Source organism: Enterobacter sp. AG326, assembly GCF_004362415.1.
Taxonomy (GTDB): Bacteria; Pseudomonadota; Gammaproteobacteria; order Enterobacterales; family Enterobacteriaceae; genus Enterobacter; species Enterobacter asburiae.
The window spans coordinates 36,480-61,686 of the sequence record NZ_SNXG01000003.1; the positions used below are offsets into that span (position 1 = coordinate 36,480).

General features: G+C 55.8%; 22 protein-coding genes. 12 read left to right on the forward strand and 10 right to left on the reverse strand.

The features are described 5' to 3' along the window. Positions 1 to 24: 24 nt before the first annotated feature. Positions 25 to 951: an HTH-type transcriptional activator AaeR gene (gene aaeR, locus DFO52_RS11530; protein ID WP_023616809.1), complete on the reverse strand. Its 927-nt coding sequence runs from the start codon at positions 949 to 951 to the stop codon at positions 25 to 27. A gap of 179 nt (positions 952 to 1,130) precedes the next feature. Here aaeR and aaeX point away from each other — a divergent pair, with 179 nt between their 5' ends. From aaeX to DFO52_RS11555, 5 genes are all read left to right on the forward strand, one after another. Further along, a complete protein-coding gene (gene aaeX / locus DFO52_RS11535) occupies positions 1,131 to 1,334 on the forward strand; it encodes a p-hydroxybenzoic acid efflux pump operon protein AaeX (protein WP_003860416.1) in 204 nt (67 codons plus the stop codon). A gap of 7 nt (positions 1,335 to 1,341) precedes the next feature. Continuing rightward, positions 1,342 to 2,274 carry a p-hydroxybenzoic acid efflux pump subunit AaeA gene (gene aaeA, locus DFO52_RS11540; RefSeq protein WP_023309394.1) on the forward strand — a complete coding sequence of 311 codons (933 nt, stop codon included), beginning with the start codon at positions 1,342 to 1,344 and terminating at the stop codon, positions 2,272 to 2,274. Positions 2,275 to 2,279: 5 nt separating this feature from the next. Then, the gene (aaeB, locus tag DFO52_RS11545) at positions 2,280 to 4,247 is read left to right on the forward strand and encodes a p-hydroxybenzoic acid efflux pump subunit AaeB (protein ID WP_133550422.1); all 1,968 of its coding nucleotides are present in this window, start codon (positions 2,280 to 2,282) and stop codon (positions 4,245 to 4,247) included. A gap of 90 nt (positions 4,248 to 4,337) precedes the next feature. Continuing rightward, positions 4,338 to 5,792 (forward strand): NAD-dependent succinate-semialdehyde dehydrogenase, encoded by a 1,455-nt coding sequence (locus DFO52_RS11550; RefSeq protein ID WP_133550423.1) that lies wholly within the window; start codon positions 4,338 to 4,340, stop codon positions 5,790 to 5,792. Between the two features lie 45 nt (positions 5,793 to 5,837). Beyond that, positions 5,838 to 6,110: a barstar family protein gene (locus tag DFO52_RS11555; protein ID WP_047646443.1), complete on the forward strand. Its 273-nt coding sequence runs from the start codon at positions 5,838 to 5,840 to the stop codon at positions 6,108 to 6,110. A gap of 62 nt (positions 6,111 to 6,172) precedes the next feature. On the opposite strand, the gene yhcN (DFO52_RS11560) is transcribed toward DFO52_RS11555, so the two are convergent. The 3 genes from yhcN (DFO52_RS11560) to argR form a co-directional block, all read right to left on the reverse strand. Then, the gene (gene yhcN, locus DFO52_RS11560) at positions 6,173 to 6,439 is read right to left on the reverse strand and encodes a peroxide/acid stress response protein YhcN (protein WP_023333630.1); all 267 of its coding nucleotides are present in this window, start codon (positions 6,437 to 6,439) and stop codon (positions 6,173 to 6,175) included. Between the two features lie 111 nt (positions 6,440 to 6,550). Next, the gene (yhcN, locus tag DFO52_RS11565; protein WP_029740076.1) at positions 6,551 to 6,814 is read right to left on the reverse strand and encodes a peroxide/acid stress response protein YhcN; all 264 of its coding nucleotides are present in this window, start codon (positions 6,812 to 6,814) and stop codon (positions 6,551 to 6,553) included. A 375-nt stretch (positions 6,815 to 7,189) separates the two neighbouring features. Beyond that, entirely contained in the window at positions 7,190 to 7,660 is a 471-nt protein-coding gene (gene argR, locus DFO52_RS11570; RefSeq protein WP_023309388.1) for a transcriptional regulator ArgR, read from the reverse strand. A 397-nt stretch (positions 7,661 to 8,057) separates the two neighbouring features. On the opposite strand from argR, the gene mdh reads away from it, so the two are divergent. Beyond that, positions 8,058 to 8,996 carry a malate dehydrogenase gene (mdh, locus tag DFO52_RS11575; RefSeq protein WP_023309387.1) on the forward strand — a complete coding sequence of 313 codons (939 nt, stop codon included), beginning with the start codon at positions 8,058 to 8,060 and terminating at the stop codon, positions 8,994 to 8,996. Between the two features lie 57 nt (positions 8,997 to 9,053). Here mdh and degS read toward each other — a convergent pair whose 3' ends face one another. The 3 genes from degS to zapG all read right to left on the reverse strand — a co-directional run bounded on the left by degS (position 9,054) and on the right by zapG (position 12,150). Further along, entirely contained in the window at positions 9,054 to 10,121 is a 1,068-nt protein-coding gene (gene degS, locus DFO52_RS11580; protein WP_133550424.1) for an outer membrane-stress sensor serine endopeptidase DegS, read from the reverse strand. A 91-nt stretch (positions 10,122 to 10,212) separates the two neighbouring features. Continuing rightward, positions 10,213 to 11,580 (reverse strand): serine endoprotease DegQ, encoded by a 1,368-nt coding sequence (gene degQ, locus DFO52_RS11585; RefSeq protein ID WP_023309385.1) that lies wholly within the window; start codon positions 11,578 to 11,580, stop codon positions 10,213 to 10,215. Positions 11,581 to 11,751: 171 nt separating this feature from the next. Next, the gene (zapG, locus tag DFO52_RS11590) at positions 11,752 to 12,150 is read right to left on the reverse strand and encodes a Z-ring associated protein ZapG (RefSeq protein WP_008502832.1); all 399 of its coding nucleotides are present in this window, start codon (positions 12,148 to 12,150) and stop codon (positions 11,752 to 11,754) included. A gap of 189 nt (positions 12,151 to 12,339) precedes the next feature. Between zapG and zapE the strand changes: the two genes are divergently transcribed. From zapE to sspB, 5 genes are all read left to right on the forward strand, one after another. After that, the gene (gene zapE, locus DFO52_RS11595; RefSeq protein ID WP_023309384.1) at positions 12,340 to 13,464 is read left to right on the forward strand and encodes a cell division protein ZapE; all 1,125 of its coding nucleotides are present in this window, start codon (positions 12,340 to 12,342) and stop codon (positions 13,462 to 13,464) included. A 290-nt stretch (positions 13,465 to 13,754) separates the two neighbouring features. Next, positions 13,755 to 14,183: a 50S ribosomal protein L13 gene (rplM, locus tag DFO52_RS11600; RefSeq protein ID WP_006178824.1), complete on the forward strand. Its 429-nt coding sequence runs from the start codon at positions 13,755 to 13,757 to the stop codon at positions 14,181 to 14,183. Between the two features lie 15 nt (positions 14,184 to 14,198). After that, positions 14,199 to 14,591, forward strand: a complete 393-nt coding sequence (gene rpsI, locus DFO52_RS11605; protein ID WP_003860436.1) for a 30S ribosomal protein S9 — start codon at positions 14,199 to 14,201, stop codon at positions 14,589 to 14,591. A gap of 308 nt (positions 14,592 to 14,899) precedes the next feature. Further along, positions 14,900 to 15,538: a stringent starvation protein SspA gene (sspA, locus tag DFO52_RS11615; RefSeq protein ID WP_023333624.1), complete on the forward strand. Its 639-nt coding sequence runs from the start codon at positions 14,900 to 14,902 to the stop codon at positions 15,536 to 15,538. A gap of 5 nt (positions 15,539 to 15,543) precedes the next feature. Beyond that, on the forward strand, positions 15,544 to 16,041 hold the full coding sequence (gene sspB / locus DFO52_RS11620) for a ClpXP protease specificity-enhancing factor (protein ID WP_029740078.1): 498 nt from the start codon (positions 15,544 to 15,546) through the stop codon (positions 16,039 to 16,041). 28 nt (positions 16,042 to 16,069) lie between these two features. On the opposite strand, the gene gltD is transcribed toward sspB, so the two are convergent. Both gltD and gltB read right to left on the reverse strand, forming a co-directional pair. Next, entirely contained in the window at positions 16,070 to 17,488 is a 1,419-nt protein-coding gene (gltD, locus tag DFO52_RS11625) for a glutamate synthase subunit GltD (protein WP_029740079.1), read from the reverse strand. Positions 17,489 to 17,497: 9 nt separating this feature from the next. After that, on the reverse strand, positions 17,498 to 21,958 hold the full coding sequence (gltB, locus tag DFO52_RS11630) for a glutamate synthase large subunit (RefSeq protein WP_121932119.1): 4,461 nt from the start codon (positions 21,956 to 21,958) through the stop codon (positions 17,498 to 17,500). 687 nt (positions 21,959 to 22,645) lie between these two features. Between gltB and DFO52_RS11635 the strand changes: the two genes are divergently transcribed. Further along, positions 22,646 to 23,587, forward strand: coding sequence for a TIGR01212 family radical SAM protein (locus DFO52_RS11635; RefSeq protein ID WP_133550425.1), 942 nt, complete (start codon positions 22,646 to 22,648; stop codon positions 23,585 to 23,587). On the opposite strand, the gene DFO52_RS11640 is transcribed toward DFO52_RS11635, so the two are convergent. Next, positions 23,567 to 25,069 carry a helicase HerA-like C-terminal domain-containing protein gene (locus tag DFO52_RS11640; protein WP_029740082.1) on the reverse strand — a complete coding sequence of 501 codons (1,503 nt, stop codon included), beginning with the start codon at positions 25,067 to 25,069 and terminating at the stop codon, positions 23,567 to 23,569. The two genes, DFO52_RS11635 and DFO52_RS11640, sit on opposite strands and share 21 nt — an antisense overlap. Between the last annotated feature and the right edge of the window lie 138 nt (positions 25,070 to 25,207).

The following is a 25,207-nucleotide window of genomic DNA, read 5'->3' on the forward strand; positions in this document are numbered from 1 at the left end:
TCCCTCGTCCTTATGGAAAAAGGCCTACTCTTTCCTTCTCCCCCGCATCCCCTGAAACAACTCCGCCACGTCCACAAAATACTCGGTCAGATAGTTAATACACACCTGTACCTTGAGCGGGAGTTTGTCTTTTTCGGTATACAGGGCGTACACCGGACGCGGATCGGACTGGTAGCGCGGGAAGAGGATCTCCAGCACGCCGCTGTTGATCTCGTTGATCACCCACATTAACGGCACGTAGGCGATCCCGGCCCCGGCCACCAGCCAGCGCGAAATGGTCATCGGATCGTTAGTGACAAACCGCCCTTCCGGCAGCAGTTTGGTAGAAATCCCTTCTGGGGCAATCAGCTCAAATTCATTATCGGGCCGCACGCTGTACTCCAGCCACGAGTGGTTGGTGAGATCGGCGGGTTTCTCCGGAACGCCGTACTGCGCCAGATAGCTTTTCGAGGCGCAGACGACCATCGGCATGCTCCCCAGCCTACGCGAGAACAGGCTGGAATCCTGCAACGCGCCGACGCGGATCACCACGTCCAGCCCGTCGGCAATCAGGTCCGGCGCCGGGATACCCGTCACCAGATTGACGGTAAGCCCAGGGTACTCTTTCAGCATATCCGCGGTCATGGCAGCGAGAACATTTTGTGCCATAGTTGAAGAACACCCGATGCGCAGCGTGCCGATAGGGGTGTTGTTGAAGGCATAGAGCTGTTCGTGAACATCCTGCACTTCAAGCAGCATGCGGCGACAGCCCTGATAGTAAATTTTACCTGCTTCCGTCAGTCCAATGCTGCGGGTACTGCGGTTGAGCAGCTTGACCTGAAGCTCATCTTCCAGTTTGGACACCGTCTGGCTGATGGATGAGACGCTCATCTGAAGCTGGCGTGCAGCGGCGGTAAACGAGCCCAGCTCAACCACTTTGGCGAAGACCGACATGCGTTTTAAACGTTCCATTGTTCACTCTGGCTTAAAAGTGATTTAGATCACATATTATAGATAACAGCATAACAGTTACGTTAATATATTATTAATTACATAACGGCTGCGCCATTCTCGCCCGGCGTTTCTTGCTCTCCTGCGGTGGCGTGCGCTTAAAAATTCTGAAGCCTGCACTCTCTCTTATCAAGGTCAACATGAGTCTGTTTCCCGTTATCGTGGTGTTCGGTCTGTCGTTCCCACCGATATTTTTCGAGCTTCTTTTATCACTGGCGATCTTCTGGCTGGTGCGCAAGGTGCTGGTCCCTACCGGGATCTACGATTTCGTCTGGCACCCTGCATTGTTCAATACCGCGCTGTATTGCTGCCTGTTTTACCTGATATCGCGCATGTTTGTCTGAGGTTGATGTGAAAACGCTAACAAGAAAAATCTCCCGCACTGCCATCACAATGGCGCTGGTTATCCTCGCCTTCATCGCTATTTTCCGCGCCTGGGTTTATTACACCGAATCACCGTGGACGCGTGATGCACGCTTCAGCGCCGATGTGGTGGCAATAGCCCCTGACGTGGCCGGTCTTATCACGGCGGTCAACGTCCACGATAACCAGCTGGTGAAAAAAGATCAGGTCCTGTTCACCATCGACCAGCCTCGTTATCAGAAAGCGCTGGAAGAGGCGGAGGCGGACGTGGCCTATTATCAGGCGCTCGCTGCGGAGAAACGCCGCGAGGCAGGCCGCCGTAATCAGCTGGGCGTTCAGGCAATGTCCCGTGAAGAGATTGACCAGTCCAACAACGTGCTGCAAACCGTGCTGCACCAGCTGGCGAAAGCGCAGGCAACGCGCGATCTGGCGAAGCTCGATCTCGAGCGCACAGTGATCCGCGCGCCGTCCGATGGCTGGGTCACCAACCTCAACGTCTATGCCGGGGAATTCATTACCCGTGGCTCAACCGCCGTGGCGCTGGTTAAACAGAACTCCTTCTACGTGCTCGCCTATATGGAAGAGACCAAGCTGGAAGGCGTGCGCCCAGGGTATCGCGCGGAGATCACGCCGCTTGGCAGTAATCGTGTGTTTAAAGGTACCGTCGACAGCGTTGCCGCAGGGGTGACTAACTCCAGCAGCTCTAACGATGCCAAAGGGATGGCGACGGTCGATTCCAACCTGGAATGGGTGCGTCTGGCCCAGCGCGTGCCGGTACGTATTCATCTTGATGAACAGCAGGGAAATCTGTGGCCTGCGGGTACCACGGCGACGGTGGTGATCACCGGTGAAAAGGACCGGGATGCCAGCCAGGACTCGTTCTTCCGTAAAATTGCCCACCGCCTGCGCGAGTTTGGTTAATCGCCATGGGTATCTTTTCCATCGCCAGCCAGCACATTCGCTTCGCCGTGAAGCTGGCGTGCGCCATCGTGCTGGCGCTGTTTGTTGGCTTTCACTTCCAGCTTGAAACCCCTCGCTGGGCAGTGCTGACGGCTGCGATTGTCGCGGCGGGCCCGGCCTTTGCCGCGGGTGGGGAACCCTATTCAGGCGCGATCCGCTATCGCGGGATGCTGCGTATCATCGGGACGTTTATCGGCTGTTTCGCGGCGCTGACCATTATTATTCTCATGATCCGCACCCCGCTGCTGATGCTGATGGTCTGCTGCATCTGGGCGGGTTTCTGCACCTGGATCTCGTCTCTGGTGAAAGTGGAGAACTCCTACGCCTGGGGACTGGCGGGCTATACCGCGCTGATTATTATCATCACCATCCAGTCCGAGCCGCTGCTGGCCCCGCAGTTTGCGGTGGAGCGATGCAGCGAAATTGTGATTGGTATTGTCAGCGCGATCGTCGCTGATCTGCTTTTCTCCCCGCGCTCCATCAAGCAGGAAGTCGACCGTGAGCTTGACGCGCTGATCGTTGCCCAGTATCAGCTGATGCAGCTGTGCATTAAGCACGGCGACAGCGAAGAGGTGGATAAAGCCTGGAGCGGGCTGGTACGCCGTACGCAGGCGTTGGAAGGGATGCGCAGCAATCTTAATATGGAGTCCTCGCGCTGGGCCCGCGCGAATCGACGCCTTAAAGCCCTTAACACCGTCTCTCTGACGCTGATTACCCAGGCATGTGAAACCTATCTGATTCAGAACACGCGCCCGGAAGCGGTCACCGATACGTTCCGCGAACTGTTTGCCGAGCCGGTGGAAACCGTACAGGACGTGCATAAGCAGCTTAAGCGCATGCGCCGGGTGATTGCCTGGACCGGGGAGCGCGACACGCCGGTGACCATCTACACCTGGGCCGGCGCCGCGACGCGCTACCTGCTGCTGAAGCGCGGAGTGATCGGCAACACCAAAATCAGCGCGGCGGAAGAAGAGGTGCTGCAGGGGGAAGTGGTGATCAAGGCGGAATCCGCCGAGCGCCATCACGCCATGGTCAACTTCTGGCGTACGACGCTTGCCTGCATGCTCGGCACGCTGTTCTGGCTGTGGACGGGCTGGACGTCCGGCAGCGGCGCGATGGTAATGATTGCCGTTGTGACCGCACTGGCGATGCGTCTGCCTAACCCGCGTATGGTTGCCGTTGATTTCCTCTACGGCACCATTGCCGCCCTGCCGATAGGCGCGCTCTATTTCCTGGTCATCATCCCGTCGACGCAACAGAGCATGCTGCTGCTCTGTATTAGCCTGGCGGTAATGGCGTTCTTTATCGGCATTGAAGTGCAAAAGCGGCGTTTGGGATCGCTGGGGGCGCTGGCGAGTACGATTAACATCATCGTGCTCGATAACCCGATGACCTTCCATTTCAGCCAGTTCCTCGACAGCGCGTTAGGCCAGCTGGTGGGCTGCTTCCTGGCCATGATGGTGATACTGCTGGTTCGGGATAACTCGCAGGCAAGAACGGGCCGCGTGCTGCTGAACCAGTTCGTGTCGGCTGCCGTGTCGTCTTTGACTACCAATACCGCGCGCCGTAAAGAGAACCATCTGCCCGCGCTCTACCAGCAGCTGTTTTTACTGCTGAACAAGTTCCCGGGCGATATCGCGAAGTTCCGCCTGGCGTTAACCATGATCATCGCACACCAGCGTTTGCGTAACGCGCCCGTGCCGATCAACGACGATCTGTCGGCCTGGCACCGCCAGCTGCGTCGTACCGCCGATCACGTGCTTTCTGCCAGCAGCGATGACAAACGGCGTCGCTACTTTACGCAGCTGCTTGAAGAGCTCGATACCTATCAGGAAAAGCTCAAGCACTGGGAGGCACCGCCTCAGGTGACCGAGCCGGTAGGACGGCTGGTGTTTATGCTGCATCGCTACCAGAATGCCCTCACCGATAACTGACAGAAGTAAAAAAACCGACGCCAAAAGCGTCGGTTTTTTTGTGGCTATACTTATTCCAGCACGTTCTTACATTTCAGAAAGGGAGAACACATGACGACGCAGGCGCTTCAGGACCACATCCTTTTTCAGACCGGTTATCTGGTCAACGGAATCTGGAAAACGCTGGATACAACCTTTGATGTGCTGAACCCCGCGACCGGTGAGGTCATTGCTAAAGTCGCAAAAGCGGGTAAAGCGCAAACCGAAGACGCTATCGCAGCGGCTACCCAGGCCTTCCCGGCATGGCGTGCCAAAACCGCGAAAGAACGCTCGGCCATTCTCTACCGCTGGTACGAACTGATTATTGAGAATAAAAGCTGGCTCGGGCGGTTAATGACCACCGAACAGGGCAAACCCCTGAAAGAGGCGGAGGGAGAAGTCGAGTATGCCGCCAGCTTTATCCAGTGGTTTGCCGAAGAGGCCAAACGCGCGAACGGTGAAATTATTCCGCCGATCAAGCCCGGCTCACGCATTCTGGCGACCCGTGAACCTATTGGTGTGGTCGCGGCGATTACGCCGTGGAACTTCCCGATGGCGATGCTCACCCGCAAGTTAGGCCCGGCGCTGGCAGCAGGATGCACCGGGGTCATTAAACCGGCCAATAACACGCCGCTCAGCGCCTTTGCGCTGCTTACGCTGGCGAAACAGGCCGGTGTGCCCGACGGTGTTCTCAACGCCGTCGCCGGGAATACGCATGAAATCAGCGATGCGATCATGGCAAGCCGCGACGTGCGTAAAATCTCCTTTACCGGCTCAACATCCGTCGGCAAAACGCTGGTGCGTAACGCCGCAGAAACCATGAAAAAAGTCTCGATGGAGCTGGGGGGAAATGCCCCGTATATCGTTTTTGAGGATGCGGACATCGACGCAGCGGTTAAGGGCGCGATCGCCAACAAGTTCCGCAATGCCGGGCAGGTCTGCGTCAGCGTGAACCGTTTTTATATTCAGGAAACCGTCTACGACAAATTTGTGAATAAACTTGCCGATGCGGTGAAGGCGCTGAAGGTGGGTAATGGTCTTGAGGAGGGCGTGGTCGTCGGGCCGTTGATTGAACCTTCGGCGGTCAACAAGGTGCGTGAGCATGTCGACGATGCCGTTGCCCGGGGCGCAACCGTACTGGCTGGTGGGAAGCCTCATCCGCTTGGCGGGAATTTCTGGATGCCAACCGTACTGGGCGACTGCCATGGAGGCATGAAGCTCGCAGAAGAAGAGACGTTTGGCCCGGTGGCGGCGTGCTTCCGTTTCACCTCGGAAGATGAAGTCATCCAGCGCGCCAACAACACCCCCTATGGACTGGCGGCTTACTTCTACACCCAGAATCTTTCTCGGGTCTTCCGTGTTTCACAGGCCATCGAGAGCGGGATGATCGGCATCAACGAGTGCGCCGTCTCCACGGAGCTCGGGCCCTTTGGCGGCGTAAAAGAGTCAGGTCTTGGACGAGAGGGCTCCGTGCTGGGGCTGGAAGAGTATCTGGAAGTTAAAACCCTGCATATTGGGGGATTATAATAGACAGGGCGGCATCTGCCGCTCGCCTGGACTGGGTGGCTGGCAATGAAAACCTATACGTTTGATTTTGACGAGATCGACAGTCAGGAAGACTTCTACCGTGAATTTATCCGGGCGTTTGATCTTGAACGGGAAAACGTGACGAATCTGGATACGCTGTGGGACGTGGTCACCGGCAGTCAGTTGCCGCTACCGCTGGAAATTGAGTTCATCCATTTGCCCGATAAGCTGCGAAGACGTTTTGGCGCGCTGATATTGCTGTTCGATGAAGCGGAAGAAGAGCTTGAAGGGCAGCTGCGCTTTAACGCGCGGCATTGAATGAAAAAAAGCCCCTGACCATGAGGCCAGGGGCAAGTCGTATGATGAGATACGACGAGGGTTTATTTATACAGTTCTGCCGTTGCATGCCAGTGGTCACCCTGATTCAGTTCGGTGACGCGGTAGCTGCTGGCGCCTGCTTTTTCAGCTTTGGCGGCAAGTTCGTGACGGATATCCATCGGTGAACCGGTGACAGACGTTACGGAGATGCTGCCCATACGCTGTAGATTTTGTGCCTGGTCGGCATTTACCTGCTGTACGGCTGCGCTTGCGCCGAAAGAGAGAACAGATGCCAGACCGAGGGTTGCGATGATCAATTTGGTTTTCATAGTCTTTACTCCTGAATAGGGTTTTTTACTCAACGGCGAGAAGGGTTGAACCGCTATTTTTATGCCTGGTGCCGTTGAGTGGAGATTTACGTTTTCAGCTATTACTAAAACTTATTTGTACAGCTCAGCGGTGGCGTGCCAGTGGTCACCAGAACGCGCTTCGATGATGCGATAGGATGACGCACCCTGTTCTTCCGCTTTTTTGTTCAGCATCTCATGCATGTCCATTGGCGATGTGCCGACCGCGCCGACAGAAACCGTACCGATGGCCTGGCGGGATTGCGCCTGGTCAACATTGATAGAGTCTGCTGCGAAAGCACCGAATGACAGGACGGACAGGACGCTGAGCGCCGCTACAGTTGATTTGATTTTCATGATTCTTACCTCGTCGAATTTTTTAGTGGGGTCTTGTTTCGTGACCCTCATCACAAAATCAAGTATACACTAATAACGGTAAAAATTAATACCAGGCTAATGGTTTCCCTTGTTATTACGTGTTAACCAGTCTGTTTTTTATAACCAAAATGCATAACGTTGGGTGTTTTTTGTACATTTATAGCAGGTATATCTAATTAAATCATATGGATACCCGCTTTTGATTTTTTGTGCGATTTTTTGATTTAGCATTCACCAGATCAATGTTAATGGGTGGTAAAAAGCACTATTTGTCAAAGTGAAGGGCAGTGGAAAAGAGGGGGAAACGCAGCAGAAGCAGAACGATCCCCGCAGCGGCGCTACGGGGAGAGGGGATTAGAGTTCCTGTTCGAACAGAACCAGAATCGCTTCGTGGAGATCTTTCACGGAGAAACCGCTAGCCGGTGTGGTGAAGATGGTGTCATCGCCGGCGATAGTCCCGAGGATACCCTCTGTTTTACCCAGCGAGTCCAGCATGCGGGCAATCAGCTGCGCGGCACCCGGGCTTGTGTGGATCACCACGACGGCGTCGTTATGATCGATATCCAGAACCAGATTCTTGAGCGGGCTTGAGGTGGTCGGCACGCCAAGTTCTGCCGGCAGGCAATAGACCATCTCCATCTTGGCGTTACGGGTACGCACCGCCCCAAATTTCGTTAACATGCGGGAGACTTTCGACTGGTTGATGTTATCGAAGCCTTGTTCCTGCAGCGCCTGAACAATTTCTCCCTGAGAACTGAATTTCTCTTCTTTGAGTAGCGCCTTAAACGCCTTTACTAATTCTTCTTGCTTAGACGAGCTTCGCATAAGTCACCCGGAATATGACGATAGAAACAACATTATTATGCATGTGGATGAATTTTTATGCAAATTATCTACTCAGCGCCAGGCTGAAATAATGTTATGAAAGGGAGTGATTTTATCAGATTTCGTTATCAGAAAACATGCCTGGGTCACGCCGCGCAAATAAGCTTAAAAGTAAATTAAATGTTATCAAAATGATGTTGTTTTGGTGGCGGGGCAGGGTGTATTGTAACCACCTCTTAAAGCGTTGCCCTCTGTCGTCAGATAGTCTTCTGGTGAGAGATAAAGTCGCGTGACCTCAAATTCTTTAGCTACGAAAATTGTAATTATTTACTTGCTGAATTATGGTCGCCGCAACGGATTTACAGATACTTAAGTTAACCATAATAAGGAGTTTAGGATGAAAGTCGCAGTCCTCGGCGCTGCTGGTGGTATCGGCCAGGCGCTTGCCCTACTACTGAAAACCCAACTGCCTTCAGGCTCAGAACTCTCCCTGTACGATATTGCTCCGGTAACCCCAGGTGTGGCGGTTGACCTGAGCCACATCCCGACTGCTGTAAAAATCAAAGGCTTCTCCGGTGAAGATGCACGTCCTGCTCTGCAGGGTGCCGACGTGGTGCTGATTTCTGCAGGCGTGGCGCGTAAGCCAGGCATGGATCGTTCAGACCTGTTCAACGTCAACGCGGGCATCGTGAAAAACCTGGTGCAGCAGATTGCAGAAATCTGCCCGAAAGCATGCATCGGCATCATCACTAACCCGGTGAACACCACCGTGGCTATCGCGGCAGAAGTGCTGAAGAAAGCGGGTGTTTACGACAAAAACAAACTGTTCGGCGTAACCACGCTGGATATCATCCGTTCAAACACCTTTGTTGCTGAGCTGAAAGGCAAACAGCCAACAGAAGTGGAAGTTCCTGTCATCGGCGGTCACTCTGGCGTCACCATCCTGCCTCTGCTGTCGCAGATCCCAGGCGTGAGCTTCACCGAGCAGGAAGTGGCTGATCTGACTAAACGCATCCAGAACGCAGGCACCGAAGTGGTGGAAGCGAAGGCGGGTGGCGGTTCTGCGACCCTGTCTATGGGCCAGGCGGCTGCGCGTTTTGGTCTGTCACTGGTTCGCGCTCTGCAGGGCGAGAAAGGCGTTGTTGAATGCGCTTACGTTGAAGGCGATGGCGAACACGCTCGCTTCTTCTCTCAGCCGCTGCTGCTGGGTAAAAACGGTATCGAAGAGCGTAAATCCATTGGTACGCTGAGCGCGTTTGAACAACACGCGATGGAAGGCATGCTGGATACGCTGAAGAAAGATATCACCCTGGGCGAAGAGTTCGTTAACAAGTAATACGAACCGTCTCCCGGTAAAAAAAACGGAGCTTATCGCTCCGTTTTTTTATGCCTGTCAGTTAGTGGCCGGGTATTCCTGAATCGTTACGTGCAGCGTCAGTTTCTTATCGTTGCGCATGACCTCTACAGGGATGATAGAACCCGGGCGAATTTCTGCCACCTGATCCATCGTCTCCAGCGCAGAGACCGCTGGCGTGCCGTTGACCGACACAATGACATCGTTTACCTGAATCCCCGCGTTAGCCGCCGGACCACCCGGTGCCACCTCGTTAACCACGATGCCCTGAATCTGATCGATACCGCCGCCCTGGGTATGCATCGGTGCAATTTCGCGCCCGCCGATACCGATATAGCCGCGGATCACGCGTCCGTCGCGGATCAGTTTATCCATAATTTTGGTCGCCAGCTGGAACGGAATGGCAAAGCCGATCCCTTCCGGCGTTTCACCGTCGTTACTTTTATCGAACGAGAGGGTATTGATACCCATCAGCTCGCCCAATGAGTTGACCAGCGCCCCGCCGGAGTTACCGTGGTTGATGGAGGCATCGGTTTGCAGGAAGTTCTGCCGCCCGGAGGGGTTCAAACCGATACGACCGGTCGCGCTGATTATCCCCTGGGTGATGGTCTGGCCCAGGTTGTAAGGGTTACCGATAGCCAGTACGACGTCACCAATATGCGGGGTACGTTTACGGTTGATCGGGATGACCGGCAAACCGCCCGCGGCATTAATTTTCAGAACGGCCAGGTCGGTCAGGCTGTCAGAACCAACGAGTAACGCCTCAAACACGCGGCCATCCTGCAGGGCGACGATGATCTGGTCGGCATCGTTAATCACGTGCTTGTTGGTAATAATGTAGCCGCGCTCGTCCATGATCACGCCGGAGCCGAGGGTACGGATCTCCAGCTGGTTATGGGCTGAGGTATTAAGGCCTCGGTTATAGACGTTAACCACGGCAGGTGCGGCACGGCGAACGGCCTGGTTATAGGTGGCCGGCGTTTCATCCGTGCTATCGAACTGGGGAGCCGACAGTTTATTGAACTGACGTAAAGACGGCAGCGCCAGCAGCAGCAGGCCAGCGACAATCAAACCGATGACAGTAGAACGTAAGAGCTTTAAAAGCATGATGCGCGTGTCGTTAAAAAAGGAACGATTTGCAGCATAACATGAGTTATCCGGACATCACACGCAGCGGTGATGTCCGGATCGCAAATGCTTAGCGCAACAGAATATAGATGGACTCATTGCCACGCATGACCTGCAGGGCAATAACCGCCGGTTTACTTTCCAGCACCTTGCGCAGTTCGGCAATAGACTGCACGCGGTTGCGGTTGACACCGATGATCACGTCATCCTGATGCAATCCGGCCTGTGCGGCAGGGCTACTCTTCTCGACGGTATCGATGCTAATGCCTTTCGTGCCGTCCTTCAGCTGCCCGTCGCTCAACGTAGCCCCCTGTAGCGCCGGGGCGATAAGCTCCGCACTGGCCGAGGAAGAGGTGCTCTTATCCAGCGTCACTTCAACATCAAGCGGCTTGCCGTCACGTATCAGGCCCAGCTTCACTTTGGCGCCAGGTTCCGTCGTGGCAATCCGTGAACGCAGTTCTGCAAAGCTGTTCAGCGGTTTGTCGTTCAGGCTGACGATCACATCCCCTGATTTCACGCCCGCTTTTGCCGAGCCGGAGTTTGGCAGCACTTCACTGACAAACGCCCCGCGCTGTACGTTGATATTGAACGCTTTTGCGATATCCGCGCTCATCTCCATACCTTTAATACCCAGCAGCCCGCGTTTGATTTCACCGAACTGGATCAGCTGCTGCGCCAGGGTTTTGGCCATATTGCTGGGGATAGCAAAACCAATCCCGATGCTGCCGCCGCCAGGGGCCAGAATAGCCGTGTTAATCCCGATCAGCTCGCCGTTAAGGTTAAGCAATGCTCCGCCGGAGTTACCACGGTTGATTGAGGCATCGGTCTGGATAAAGTTTTCCAGTCCTTCCAGATTGAGGCCGCTGCGCCCGAGCGCCGAGACGATCCCGGAGGTGGCGGTCTGCCCTAAACCAAAGGGGTTGCCCACGGCGACGGCAAAATCGCCGACGCGCAGTTTGTCGGAATCCGCTATGGCAATCTGGGTCAGGTTGCTTGGGTTTTGTACCTGCAGCAGAGCGATGTCGCTCTGGTCATCGCCGCCGATCAGTTTGGCATCAAATTCACGGCCATCGTTCAGCTGGACGCTGATCTTATCGGCCTGGCTGATGACGTGATTGTTGGTCAGGATATAGCCTTTTGCCGCATCAATAATGACGCCAGAGCCCAGGCCTTCAAAAGGCTGCGCCTGCTGGTCCGGAGACTCATCGCCAAAATATTTTTTCAGTTCTTCAGGGACGCGTTGGCTTTGTACTGCGGTGCCCTCAACCTGAACGCTGACGACCGCAGGCAACACTTTTTCCAGCATTGGCGCGAGGCTTGGAATGGCCGCCTGGCCAGGCACCTGGGAAGGAATGGCGGCGAATACAGGGACGGACGCCGAGAGAGATAACCCGACACTTAACGCGATAGCGCTCAACAGCTGGTTTTTTTTCTTCATCGATGTTGACTCTCGTAACCTGGAATAAAGGAAAAACGGCCCTAAAAACACGTTGATGTTATTGAATTTTAAACCGCTGAACAATGAGGTATGTAACTAAATGATAGCTGGGGTCATCAAGAAAGGACGGGCGCAATCGCTGCGCCCGTAAAATAATTTCAGGTTGTGCGATTAATCGCGTTTTACACCGCCGCGCAGCAGGCCGGACGCGCCATCGGAATAGTCGCGAGGCATCTGAACGGGCGCCTGATCGTTACCGGCTTCAGAGTCAGCCAGACGGTTGCGGAACGGGTTGGTTTCCGCGGTCATTTCCGGCAGCAGGCTGCTGGAGCTTTTTGCCATATGTTGATACAGCTGACGATAGTCGGTTGCCATGTTGTCCAGCAGCTCGGCGCTACGGGCAAAATGGCTGACCAGCTCTTCGCGATACTCTTCCAGCTCGGCTTTGTTCTTTTCCAGTTCGTACTGCAGTGACTGCTGCTGACGCAATTTGCGATTACCGAAACGCATGGCCACAGCACCAATGACGATGCCGACGACTAAACCGATTAGCGCATATTCCCAGGTCATGAACTTCTCCCGTTGTCTTGTTGTTCCGTAGGGTGTTGGCTCGGCTCCTGCCTGTGCCTGATAATGCCACTATAACCGCTATTTCTGCAGAAGTGGAATCCTGACGTATCATCGCGTAGTGTAGAACGGCCTTTTTTTCATCAGTCACGTCTGCTGGTGAGCGTTAATTGAAGGAATAACAATAAGATTATGCAAAACCTGTCCCCTGCATCGCGATATCAACTGGCCCTTAACGAGGGCACTCATCAGCCTGATGACGTTCAACGTGAGGCGGTAAACCGCCTGGAGATGATTTACCAGGAGCTCACGGCAAAACCCGCTGAAGTCGAACAGAACGGTGGGTTAAAGGCGGCATTTGGGCGCTTGCTCGGTAAAAAAGCGCCACAGGCTCACGCGCCGGTGCGCGGTTTATATATGTGGGGCGGGGTCGGTCGCGGAAAAACCTGGCTGATGGACCTGTTTTATATGAGCCTGCCTGGCGCACGTAAGCAGCGTCTGCACTTCCATCGTTTTATGCTGCGGGTGCATGAAGAGCTGACCGCACTGCAGGGCAAGAGCGATCCGCTGGAGATTGTGGCCGACAGGTTCAAAGCTGAAACGGACGTGCTCTGCTTCGATGAGTTTTTTGTGTCTGACATCACCGATGCCATGCTGCTAGGCGGCCTGATGAAAGCGCTATTTGCCCGCGGGATCACGCTGGTGGCCACGTCGAATATCCCGCCGGATGAGCTCTATCGTAACGGCCTGCAGCGGGCACGCTTCCTGCCCGCCATCGATGCCATCAAGCAGCACTGCGACATCATGAACGTCGATGCCGGTGTCGATTATCGTCTGCGCACGCTGACCCAGGCGCATCTGTGGCTTTCGCCGTTAAATGCAGAGACCACCCGCGAGATGGATACACTCTGGCTGGCGCTGGCGGGAGCAAAACGCGAGCACGCCCCGGAACTCGAGATTAATCATCGACCGCTGCCCACACTCGGCGTCGAAAACCAAACGCTGGCGGTCTCCTTTACGACGCTCTGCGTGGATGCCCGCAGCCAGCACGACTACATTGCGCTTTCGCGTCTGTTCCACACCGTGATGGTGCTGGACGTGCCGGTGATGACGCGGCTGATGGAGAGCGAAGCACGGCGCTTCATTGCGCTGGTGGACGAGTTTTATGAGCGCCACGTCAAGCTGGTGGTCAGCGCCGAGGTACCTTTATATGAGATTTACCAGGGCGAGCGGCTGAAGTTTGAGTTCCAGCGCTGCCTGTCGCGCCTGCAGGAGATGCAGAGCGAAGAATACCTGAAGCTGGAACATATGCCATAAATGCCCCTCTCTCCCTGTGGGAGAGGGGCTGGGGGTGAGGGCACCAGACCGCACAATACTCACCCCCGAAAAACCCATTCCAAAACGCATTTAAGGGTCGATCTTTGACCTCAACTTCTCTATAATCTTGCGACCCCACGTTACGAGAAGGTTTTTTTCCCAAAACTTTCTATGTGTCGGCATGTGCTATTCGAAGGGGTAGGTTTGCCGGACTTTGTCGTGTGAGCCTCAACTGACTAAACGTTTGGGTGTTCACCAACGTGTAACTTATTTATTTGGGTAAGCTTTTAATGAAAACTTTTACAGCTAAACCAGAAACCGTACAGCGCGACTGGTATGTTGTTGACGCGACCGGTAAAACTCTGGGCCGTCTGGCTACTGAACTGGCTCGTCGCCTGCGCGGTAAGCATAAAGCGGAATACACTCCGCACGTTGATACCGGTGATTACATCATCGTTCTGAACGCTGATAAAGTTGCTGTAACCGGCAACAAGCGTACTGACAAAGTGTACTATCACCACACCGGCCACATCGGTGGTATCAAAGAAGCGACCTTTGAAGAGATGATTGCCCGCCGTCCTGAGCGTGTGATTGAAATCGCGGTTAAAGGCATGCTGCCAAAAGGCCCGCTGGGTCGTGCTATGTTCCGTAAACTGAAAGTTTACGCAGGCAACGAGCACAACCACGCGGCACAGCAACCGCAAGTTCTTGACATCTAATCGGGATTATAGGCAATGGCTGAAAATCAATACTACGGCACTGGTCGCCGCAAAAGTTCCGCAGCTCGCGTTTTCATCAAACCGGGCAGTGGTAAAATCGTAATCAACCAGCGTTCTCTGGAACAATACTTCGGTCGCGAAACTGCCCGCATGGTAGTTCGCCAGCCGCTGGAACTGGTTGATATGGTAGAAAAACTGGATCTGTACATCACCGTTAAAGGTGGTGGTATCTCCGGTCAGGCAGGTGCGATCCGTCACGGTATCACCCGCGCTCTGATGGAGTACGACGAATCCCTGCGTTCTGAACTGCGTAAAGCTGGCTTCGTTACTCGTGACGCGCGTCAGGTTGAACGTAAGAAAGTGGGTCTGCGTAAAGCACGTCGTCGTCCACAGTTCTCCAAACGTTAATCCATTCTGCTTACGCAGAACGATTGGCGAAAAACCCGCTTCGGCGGGTTTTTTTATGGATAATGCGCAGGTTATCCACAATATCCATGCATATATCTTCTCTTTTTCCACATTTCCAGAATCCCCTCACCACAAAGCCATCAAAATCTGGTAAACTATCATCCAATTTTCTGCCCAAATATCGGTGAATACTCGATTTTTGTTCGTTTCTTGAACAATGTGTTTTCTCTGGGATGGGCGATACAACATCTGGCTGGCCCCTGTTGGGCTGGTAGCAGTAAAAATTCTGAATATACCTGGAGGTTTTCATGGCTGTCGCTGCCAACAAACGTTCGGTAATGACGCTGTTTTCTGGTCCTACTGACATTTATAGCCATCAGGTTCGTATCGTGCTGGCCGAGAAGGGTGTCAGTTTTGAGATCGAGCATGTGGAAAAGGATAACCCGCCTCAGGATCTGATCGATCTCAACCCGAGCCAAAGCGTACCGACGCTGGTGGATCGCGAGCTGACCCTGTGGGAATCCCGTATCATTATGGAATATCTGGATGAGCGTTTCCCGCATCCGCCACTGATGCCTGTTTACCCTGTCGCGCGTGGTGAAAGCCGCCTGTACATGCAGCGTATCGAAAAAGACTGGTACTCGCTGATGAACGTTATCGTCAGCGGTTCCGCTTCTGAAGCCGACGCTGCGCGTAAGCAACTGCGTGAAGAGCTGCTGGCTATCGCCCCGGTGTTTGGTCAGAAACCATTCTTCCTGAGCGATGAGTTCAGCCTGGTGGATTGCTACCTGGCACCGCTGCTGTGGCGTCTGCCAACCCTGGGCGTAGAGTTCAGCGGTCCTGGCGCGAAAGAGCTGAAGGGCTATATGACTCGCGTATTTGAACGCGACTCTTTCCTGGCATCTTTAACTGAACCGGAACGTGAAATGCGTCTCGGCCGAGGCTAATGACTGTGGAAATGTCACAACTTACCCCACGCCGTCCGTATCTGCTGCGCGCCTTCTATGAATGGCTGCTGGATAACCAGCTCACGCCGCACCTGGTTGTGGATGTGACGTTGCCGGGCGTGCTGGTTCCAATGGAATACGCGCGTGACGGACAGATCGTACTGAACATTGCGCCGCGTGCGGTGGGTAACCTGGAGCTGGCTAACGATGAAGTGCGCTTCAACGCGCGTTTCGGCGGCGTGCCGCGTCAGGTTTCCGTGCCGCTGGCAGCCGTGCTGGCTATCTACGCGCGTGAAAACGGTGCGGGTACCATGTTCGAGCCGGAAGCGGCGTATGATGAAGATGTTGCCAGCCTGAATGATGACAACGCATCCGATGAGCGCGAAAGCGACACGGTGATGTCACTTATTGATGGCGATAAACCCGATCGTCACGACGACAATGACCCTGATGACGATCCGCCTCCGCGCGGTGGTCGTCCGGCTCTTCGCGTCGTGAAATAAAAAACAGGCCCAATCGGGCCTGTTTTTTTTACACTTCCAGGTAATTCAGGATCCCATCAGCCGCCTTACGGCCTTCGGCAATCGCTGTTACCACCAGGTCAGAACCACGAACGATATCGCCACCGGCGAAGATTTTCGGGTTGCTGGTCTGGAATGCGTTGTCGCTGCCTTCTGGCGCAATCACGCGGCCCTGCGAATCCAGCTCAACGCTGTGCTTCGCCAGCCATTCCATGCTGTGAGGACGGAAACCGAACGCCATCACCACGGCATCGGCCGGGATCACGTGCTCAGAACCGGCGACGATCTCGGCGCGACGACGGCCCTTCGCATCCGGTGCGCCCATCTCAGTGCGCGCCATCTTCACGCCGCTCACTTTACCGTTGGCATTCACTTCAATACCCAGAGGCTGGATGTTGAACTGGAACTCCACGCCCTCTTCACGCGCGTTTTTCACTTCGCGCTTAGAGCCCGGCATGTTCTCTTCGTCACGACGATAGGCGCAGATCACGTGTGCCGCATTCTGACGAATGGAGGTACGCACGCAGTCCATCGCGGTATCACCGCCGCCCAGCACCACCACGCGTTTGCCTTCCATGCTGACGAACGGCTCATCTGCGGTTTCGCCGTAGCCCATGATCTGCTTGGTGTTGGCAATCAGGAACGGCAGCGCGTCAAACACGCCCGGCGCATCTTCGTTCTCCAGACCGCCGCGCATGGACTGATAGGTGCCCACGCCGAGGAACACGGCGTCGTAATCCTTCAGCAGGTCGTCGAGCTGCACGTCGCGACCCACTTCCACGTTCAGTTTGAACTCAATGCCCATGCCGGTGAAGATTTCACGGCGACGGGTCATAACCTCTTTTTCCAGCTTGAAGGCCGGGATACCGAAGGTCAGCAGACCGCCGATTTCCGGATGACGATCAAAGACCACCGCCTTCACGCCGTTGCGGGTCAGGACGTCTGCACAGGCCAGGCCCGCCGGGCCCGCGCCGATGATGGCCACGCGCTTGTCGGTTTGCTTCACGCCGGTCATATCCGGACGCCAGCCCATCTCGAACGCTTTATCGTTGATATAGCGCTCGATGTTGCCGATGGTCACCGCACCGAACTCGTCGTTCAGCGTACAGGAGCCTTCGCACAGACGGTCCTGAGGACACACGCGGCCGCACACTTCCGGCAGGGTGTTGGTCTGGTGAGACAGCTCGGCGGCTTCAAAAATACGTCCTTCGTTGGCCAGCTTCAGCCAGTTCGGGATGTAGTTGTGTACCGGACATTTCCATTCGCAGTAAGGGTTACCGCAGGACAGGCAGCGGTCTGCCTGTGCCTTGGCCTGGCCTTCTGAAAACGGCTCGTAGATTTCAACAAATTCAATTTTGCGGATCTTCAGCGGTTTCTTTGGCGGATCAACACGCTGCAGGTCGATAAACTGGTATACGTTCTGGCTCATCTGAATTCCTTACTGCGCCTGCACGCGCAGCTCTGCTGCGCTACGACTACGGTGACCCAACAGGGCTTTAACATCGCTGGACTTCGGCTTAACCAGCGCGAATTTCGCAGAGAACGCCGGCCAGTTCGCCAGGATCTCTTCGCCGCGCGAAGAACCGGTATGCTGCACGTGCTCGGTAATCAAGCCGCGCAGGTGTTCTTCATGGATAGCCAGCGTATCAACGTCCAGCACTTCCACCAGCTCCGGGTTCACGCGTTTGCGGAACTCACCGTCTTCATCCAGGACGTACGCAAAACCGCCCGTCATGCCCGCGCCGAAGTTCACGCCGGTTTTACCCAGAACGCAAACAATCCCGCCCGTCATGTATTCACAACCGTTATCGCCAATGCCTTCCACCACGGTGATAGCACCGGAGTTACGCACCGCAAAACGCTCGCCCGCACGGCCTGCTGCGAACAGACGACCGCCGGTCGCGCCGTACAGGCAGGTGTTACCGATGATGCTGGCTTCATGGCTGCGGAAGGCTGAGCCGACCGGAGGACGCACCGCCAGCAGACCGCCCGCCATGCCTTTACCGACGTAGTCGTTGGCATCCCCGGTCAGGTACAGCTCAACGCCGCCTGCGTTCCATACGCCGAAGCTCTGACCCGCGGTACCGCTGAAATGCGCGGTAATCGGATCCGCTGCCAGCCCCTGGTCACCGTGCGTCTGCGCGATGTAGCCGGAAAGGGAGGCACCCACGGAGCGGTCGGTGTTGCGGATATCAAACCAGAACGTTTTGCTCTGCTTGTCGTCCACGTACGGTTTCGCCTGCTGCAACAGCTGCGCGTTCAGCACGCCGTTATCGAACGGCGGGTTGTTCTCGGTACAGTAGACCGCTTTGCCCGGGTGCGGCTGCGCGGTTTCCAGCAGCTTGCTCAGCTCCAGCTTCTGCTGCTTCGCCGTGAAGCCTTCCAGCTCTTTCAGCAGGTCGGTACGGCCAATCAGGTCCACCAGGCGTTTCACGCCCAGCTGCGCCATCAGCTCGCGGGTTTCGCGGGCGATGAACTCAAAGTAGTTGGTCACTTTGAACGGCAGACCGTGATAGTGGTTCTTACGCAGCTTCTCGTCCTGGGTAGCAACGCCGGTTGCGCAGTTGTTCAGATGGCAAATACGCAGGTATTTACAGCCGAGCGCAACCATTGGGCCGGTACCGAAGCCGAAGCTTTCCGCGCCGAGGATCGCCGCTTTAATGATGTCGAGGCCCGTTTTCAGGCCGCCGTCCACCTGCAGACGGATCTTGTGACGCAGACCGTTAGCCACCAGCGCCTGCTGGGTTTCCACCAGGCCAAGCTCCCACGGACATCCCGCATATTTCACGGAGGAGAGCGGGCTTGCGCCGGTGCCGCCGTCGTAGCCGGCGATGGTGATGAGATCCGCATAGGCTTTCGCCACGCCGGTAGCGATGGTGCCGACGCCCGGTTCGGAAACCAGCTTCACGGAGATCATCGCCTTCGGGTTGACCTGCTTCAGGTCGAAAATCAGCTGCGCTAAGTCCTCGATAGAGTAGATATCGTGGTGTGGCGGCGGGGAGATCAGCGTCACGCCCGGCACGGAATAGCGCAGTTTGGCGATGTACGGGGTAACTTTATCACCCGGCAGCTGGCCGCCTTCGCCCGGTTTAGCACCCTGAGCGACTTTAATCTGGATTACGTCGGCGTTGACCAGGTACGCAGGCGTCACGCCAAAGCGACCGGATGCCACCTGCTTGATACGGGACACTTTGTTGGTGCCGTAACGCGCCGGATCTTCACCGCCTTCGCCGGAGTTGGAGTTGCCGCCGATGCTGTTCATGGCTTCCGCCAGCGCTTCATGGGCTTCCGGGCTCAGCGCGCCGATGGACATCGCTGCAGTATCGAAGCGTTTGAACAGTTCGGATGCAGGCTCAACCTCGTCAATGCTGACCGCTTCATCGCCCGGATTGAGGGCAATAAGGTCGCGCAGCGTTGCCGCCGGGCGGTTGTTTACCAGCTCAGCGTACTGCTGGTAATCACTGTATTCACCGCTCTGAACCGCCTGCTGCAGCGTGCGCACCACGTCCGGGTTATAGGCATGATACTCGCCGCCGTGAACGTATTTCAGCAGACCGCCCTGGTCCAGCGGCTTACGTGCCAGCCAGGCGCGTTTGGACAGGTTCACCAGATCCTGCTGGAAGTCAGCAAAACCGGCGCCGCCGATGCGGCTGACCACGCCCTGGAAGCAGAGGTTGGCGACCTCATCATGCAGGCCGACCGCTTCAAACAGCTTCGAACAGCGGTAGGAGGCAATGGTCGAGATGCCCATTTTGGACATGATCTTGTACAGACCTTTGTTGATGCCGTTACGGTAGTTCAGCATCACCGCGCGGTAATCTTTGTCGATCGCGCGGGTATCCACCAGGCGTGCCAGCGTTTCGTAGGCCAGGTACGGGTAGATCGCCGTCGCGCCGAAGCCTAACAGCACGGCAAAGTGGTGCGGGTCGCGGGCGCTTGCGGTTTCAACAATGATGTTGGCGTCGCAGCGCAGGCTCTTGTCGACCAGACGGGTCTGGATAGCGCCAACCGCCATCGGGGCAGGCACCGGCAGACGGTTTTTCGCGATATTACGGTCGGACAGCACCAGCAGAACGGTACCGTTACGCACCATCTGTTCGGCTTTGTCACACAGCGCATTCACCGTCTCTTCGAGGCTCGCTTCGGTCACGTCGAAGGTAATATCGAGCGTGTCGGCGCGGTAGTGCTCCTCTTTCATGGTGGTGAGCTGTTTGAAATCGGAGTACAGCAGGATCGGCGATTTAAAGGTCAGACGGTGCGCCTGGCCTTCTGCTTCGCAGAAAACGTTCATCTCGCGACCGATGCTGGTTGCCAGCGACATCACGTGCGCTTCGCGCAGCGGATCGATCGGCGGGTTGGTGACCTGTGCGAACTGCTGACGGAAGTAATCGTAAATGATGCGCGGCTGGCTGGAGAGGACGGCAAACGGGGTATCGTCCCCCATGGAGCCAACCGCTTCCTGACCGTTTTCACCCAGTACGCGAATAACAGAGTCCAGCTCTTCCGCGCTGTAGTTAAACTGTTTCTGGAAGCTCGCAAGCATATCGTCGTCCAGTTCGCGACGACCCACTTCTTCATCCGATAAATCTTCGAACGGCACGAGGCGACGCACGTTCTTCTCCATCCACTCTTTGTACGGATGGCGGCTTTTCAGATCGTGATCGGTTTCGGCTGAGTGCAGAATGCGCCCACCACGGGTGTCGATAACCATCAGCTCGCCCGGACCGACGCGGCCCTTCTCGACCACTTCGTCAGGCTGGTAATCCCAGATACCGACCTCAGAGGCGCAGGTGATGAGCTTGTCTTTGGTGATGACGTAGCGCGCCGGACGCAGACCGTTACGGTCCAGGTTACAGGCGGCGAAGCGGCCGTCGGACATGACGATGCCCGCCGGGCCGTCCCACGGCTCCATGTGCATGGAGTTAAAGTCGAAGAACGCGCGCAGCTCAGGGTCCATATCCGGATTGTTCTGCCAGGCCGGTGGCACAAGCAGACGCATGGCGCGCACGATGTCCATCCCGCCCGCCAGCAGCAGTTCCAGCATGTTATCCATGGAGCTGGAGTCAGAGCCGGTTTCGTTTACGAACGGCGCGGCATCGTGCAGGTCAGGGATCAGCGGCGTCTGGAACTTATAGGTACGGGCGCGGGCCCACTGGCGGTTACCGGTGATGGTGTTGATCTCGCCGTTGTGCGCCAGGTAGCGGAACGGCTGAGCCAGCGGCCAGCGTGGAACGGTGTTGGTGGAGAAGCGCTGGTGGAACAGGCAAATGGCCGATTCCAGACGCAGGTCCGCCAGGTCCAGGTAGAAGCGCGGCAGGTCAGCCGGCATACACAGACCTTTATAGATGTTCACCAGGTTAGAGAGGCTACAGACGTAGAACTCTTTATCGTCCTGGAGACGTTTTTCAATGCGGCGGCGGGCAATAAACAGACGGCGTTCCATATCACGCGGACGCCAGCCCGCAGGCGCGTTGACGAAAATCTGTTCAATACGAGGCAGCGAGGAGAGGGCGATTTCACCGAGCACCCCTTCGTTGGTTGGCACATTGCGCCAGCCGACAATCGACAGGGTTTCACGCTGAAGTTCTTCTTCGACGATGCGGCGTGAGGCGGCAGCCTTTTCAGGATCCTGGTTCAGGAACAGCATGCCGACAGCGTAGTTTTTGGCTAAACGCCAGCCGCGCTCTTCCGCCACGATGCGGAAGAAACGATCCGGTTTTTGCAGCAGCAGGCCGCAACCGTCGCCCGTTTTACCATCGGCAAGAATCGCGCCACGGTGCTGCATTCGGGCCAGTGCGTGAATAGCAGTACGCACTACCTTGTGGCTAGGTTCGCCTTCTATGTGGGCGATCAGGCCGAAACCACAGTTATCCTTCTCAAGGGATTTATCGTACAACATATCAGTGAACCTCCCCAGGCTCGTCGGGCTTCCCACTGAACTTTACCGTGGCGCACAGGCACAGAAAGAGCATGGCGACGGGGTTTGCGTTTCATACGCGGACCTCGCATTCGCCCTCTTTTTCATCCTTTCGCGCAGGTAAACAAGTTTGAGGACTTGCTTCAGAGGGAATCTCAATTACTGCATAAATATGATGAGCAGGCCGCTCATCCAGAAAGCTTCCAGCGGATTTCCAACTTATCGGGAATTGGTACACAGGTCAAATGGCAATCTTATTTATACAAAAATGTGCTAAAGAGAGTTTATCTAATTGTAATTAAAGGGTATTTAACTATTTTTACATTGATTGCATGCTCTGACAGGACGTAGCGGAGTGTGATCTGACTCACTATATGAAAGCGGTATTATCAATGTAGCGTGCTGAATAGCAGTTTTATAGCAGAATAATAATCTGGCATTGGTAGCAAACCCGCATAAACCCACTGTTTTTCAGTGGTGGCGCTATAAATGAAAAAAACAATCAGAACATAAGGAAAAGTAATCACGGGTAGCGTGAATGAAATTGCAGTAATCCTGAGTATTTATTCATATAGATAAAGGCCGTCCAGGGCGATTGATCCAGGTCATCGCCGACAGAGGCTAAAAGTGGCAGGCTTGTCCCCTTTCTCCGGGACGGTCTATCAGATTATGCAGTTACAGAAATTAGTCAATATGTTTGGTGGGGATCTTTTGCAGCGGTACGGGCAAAAGGTTCATAAGCTGACGCTGCACGGCGGGTTTAGCTGCCCGAATCGCGATGGCACCATCGGGCGCGGCGGCTGCACCTTCTGTAACGTTGCGTCCTTTGCTGACGAAGCCCAGCAGCATCACTCTATCGCTGAACAGCTTGCCCATCAGGCCAGCCTGGTGAACCGCGCTAAGCAGTATCTGGCCTATTTTCAGGCCTACACCAGCACGTGGGCGGAGGCGCAGGTGCTACGCTCTATGTATCAGCAGGCCGTCAGCCAGGCTAACATCGTTGGGCTGTGCGTGGGCACGCGCCCGGACTGCGTACCGGACGCGGTGTTGGACCTGCTCAGCGAGTACAAAGAACAAGGCTACGAGATCTGGCTGGAGCTGGGCTTGCAGACCGCACACGACAAAACCCTGCACCGTATTAACCGTGGCCATGATTTCGCCTGCTACCAGCGTACCACGCGGCTGGCCCGCGAGCGTGGGCTGAAGGTCTGTTCGCACCTGATTGTCGGCTTGCCGGGTGAAGGGCAGCAGCACGGCCTGGAGACGCTGGAAAAGGTGGCTGAGACCGGCGTGGACGGCATTAAGCTGCACCCGCTGCATATCGTTACGGGAAGCATTATGGCGAAAGCCTGGGAAGCGGGGCGGTTAAGCGGTATTGAGCTTGAAGACTATACGGTGACGGCGGGGGAGATGATTCGCCACACGCCGCCGGAAATTGTCTACCACCGCATCTCCGCCAGCGCCCGCCGTCCAACGCTTCTGGCACCGCTATGGTGTGAGAACCGCTGGACGGGGATGGTGGAAATCGACCGCTATCTGCAGGAGAACGGCGTGCAGGGTTCGGCGCTTGACCGCCCGTGGACTCCCCGTCTACCGGCGACGGCCACCTAACAGACTCCCCAGCATGCCGCGCACTATCTGATTGGTGACCTGTCGCGCCGCGCTTTTCGCCATGGTTTGTACCACGCCGTCGCGCTTGCCGCCGCGCGGCCCGGTGCTGCCGAACAGGATGTCTTTGAGCCCCCCGAGAATACCGTCATCCACGGCGACAGACTGCCCTTTAGCGGCAGGCGCATCCTGCGATTCGGTGGTCGCCTGCACCCCTTTTTGCAGCATCTCGAACGCGGACTCGCGATCCACCTCGTCTTCGTACTTCCCGTAAACCGGAGAGTGGTTAATCAGACCGTTACGTTCATCGTCGGTAACCGGCCCCATGCGCGAGCAGGGCGCGATCACCATGGCGCGTTCCACCACGGACGGGCTGCCCTTCGCATCAAGGAACGAGATCAGCGCTTCACCGGTGCCTAACGCCTGAATCGCCGCTTCGGTATCAAAGGCAGGATTGGCGCGCATGGTTTGCGCGGCGGCTTTCACCGCTTTCTGATCCTTCGGTGTAAAGGCGCGCAGGGCGTGCTGCACGCGGTTACCAAGCTGGCCGAGCACGTTATCCGGGATATCCGACGGGTTTTGTGAAACAAACCAGACGCCAACGCCTTTGGAGCGGATCAGGCGAATGACCTGTTCAATCTTATCCAGCAATACCTGCGGCGCGTCGCTAAACAGCAGGTGCGCTTCGTCAAAGAAGAAGACCAGCTTCGGTTTTTCCAGATCGCCCGCTTCGGGTAACTGTTCGTAGAGCTCAGAGAGCATCCACAGCAGGCTGGCGGCGTAGAGCTTTGGCATCTGATAGAGCTTCTCGGAGCTCAGAATGTTGATGATGCCTTTGCCGCTGCTGTCGGTGCGCATCCAGTCTTTGATATCCAGCATCGGCTCGCCGAAGAAGTGCTCGGCGCCCTGTTGTTCCAGCGTCAATAACCCGCGCTGAATGGCTCCCACCGAGGCGCTGCTGATATTGCCGTACTGGTTCTGGAAGGATTTGGCGTTATCGCCGATGTACTGGGTAATGGCGCGCAGATCTTTGAAATCAAGCAGCAGCAGCCCCTGATCGTCGGCAATGCGGAAGATAATATTCAGCACGCCGGACTGCACGTCGTTGAGGTTAAGCAGACGGGCCAGCAGCAGCGGGCCGAGATCGGAGACGGTAGCCCGCACCGGGTGGCCTTTCTCACCAAAAATATCCCACACTACCACCGGATTGTTATGCGGCGTCCAGTCCGTGATGCCAATATTCTTCAGCCGTTCGAGCAGTTTTTCAGAGGCCGTCCCTTCCTGAGCCACACCGGTTAAATCGCCTTTCACGTCAGCCATAAAGACCGGTACGCCAATCTCCGAAAGCGACTCCGCCAGCTTTTGCAGGGTGACGGTTTTCCCTGTCCCGGTCGCTCCGGTGATCAGACCGTGGCGGTTCGCCATCGCGGGCAGTAAATACAGCTCTTTTTCCAGCGTCCGGGCAATTAACAATGGTGTACTCATGATGCGCTTCCTCTCTTAGTCCTGGGTGGAGTATAGGCAACCTGACCGCAATTTGGTTGAGTAAATTCCTGACTTTGCGGCGCATTATCCAGCGCGGACTATGCTTTTGCATACGGTTCACAAAAATAGTGGGAAACG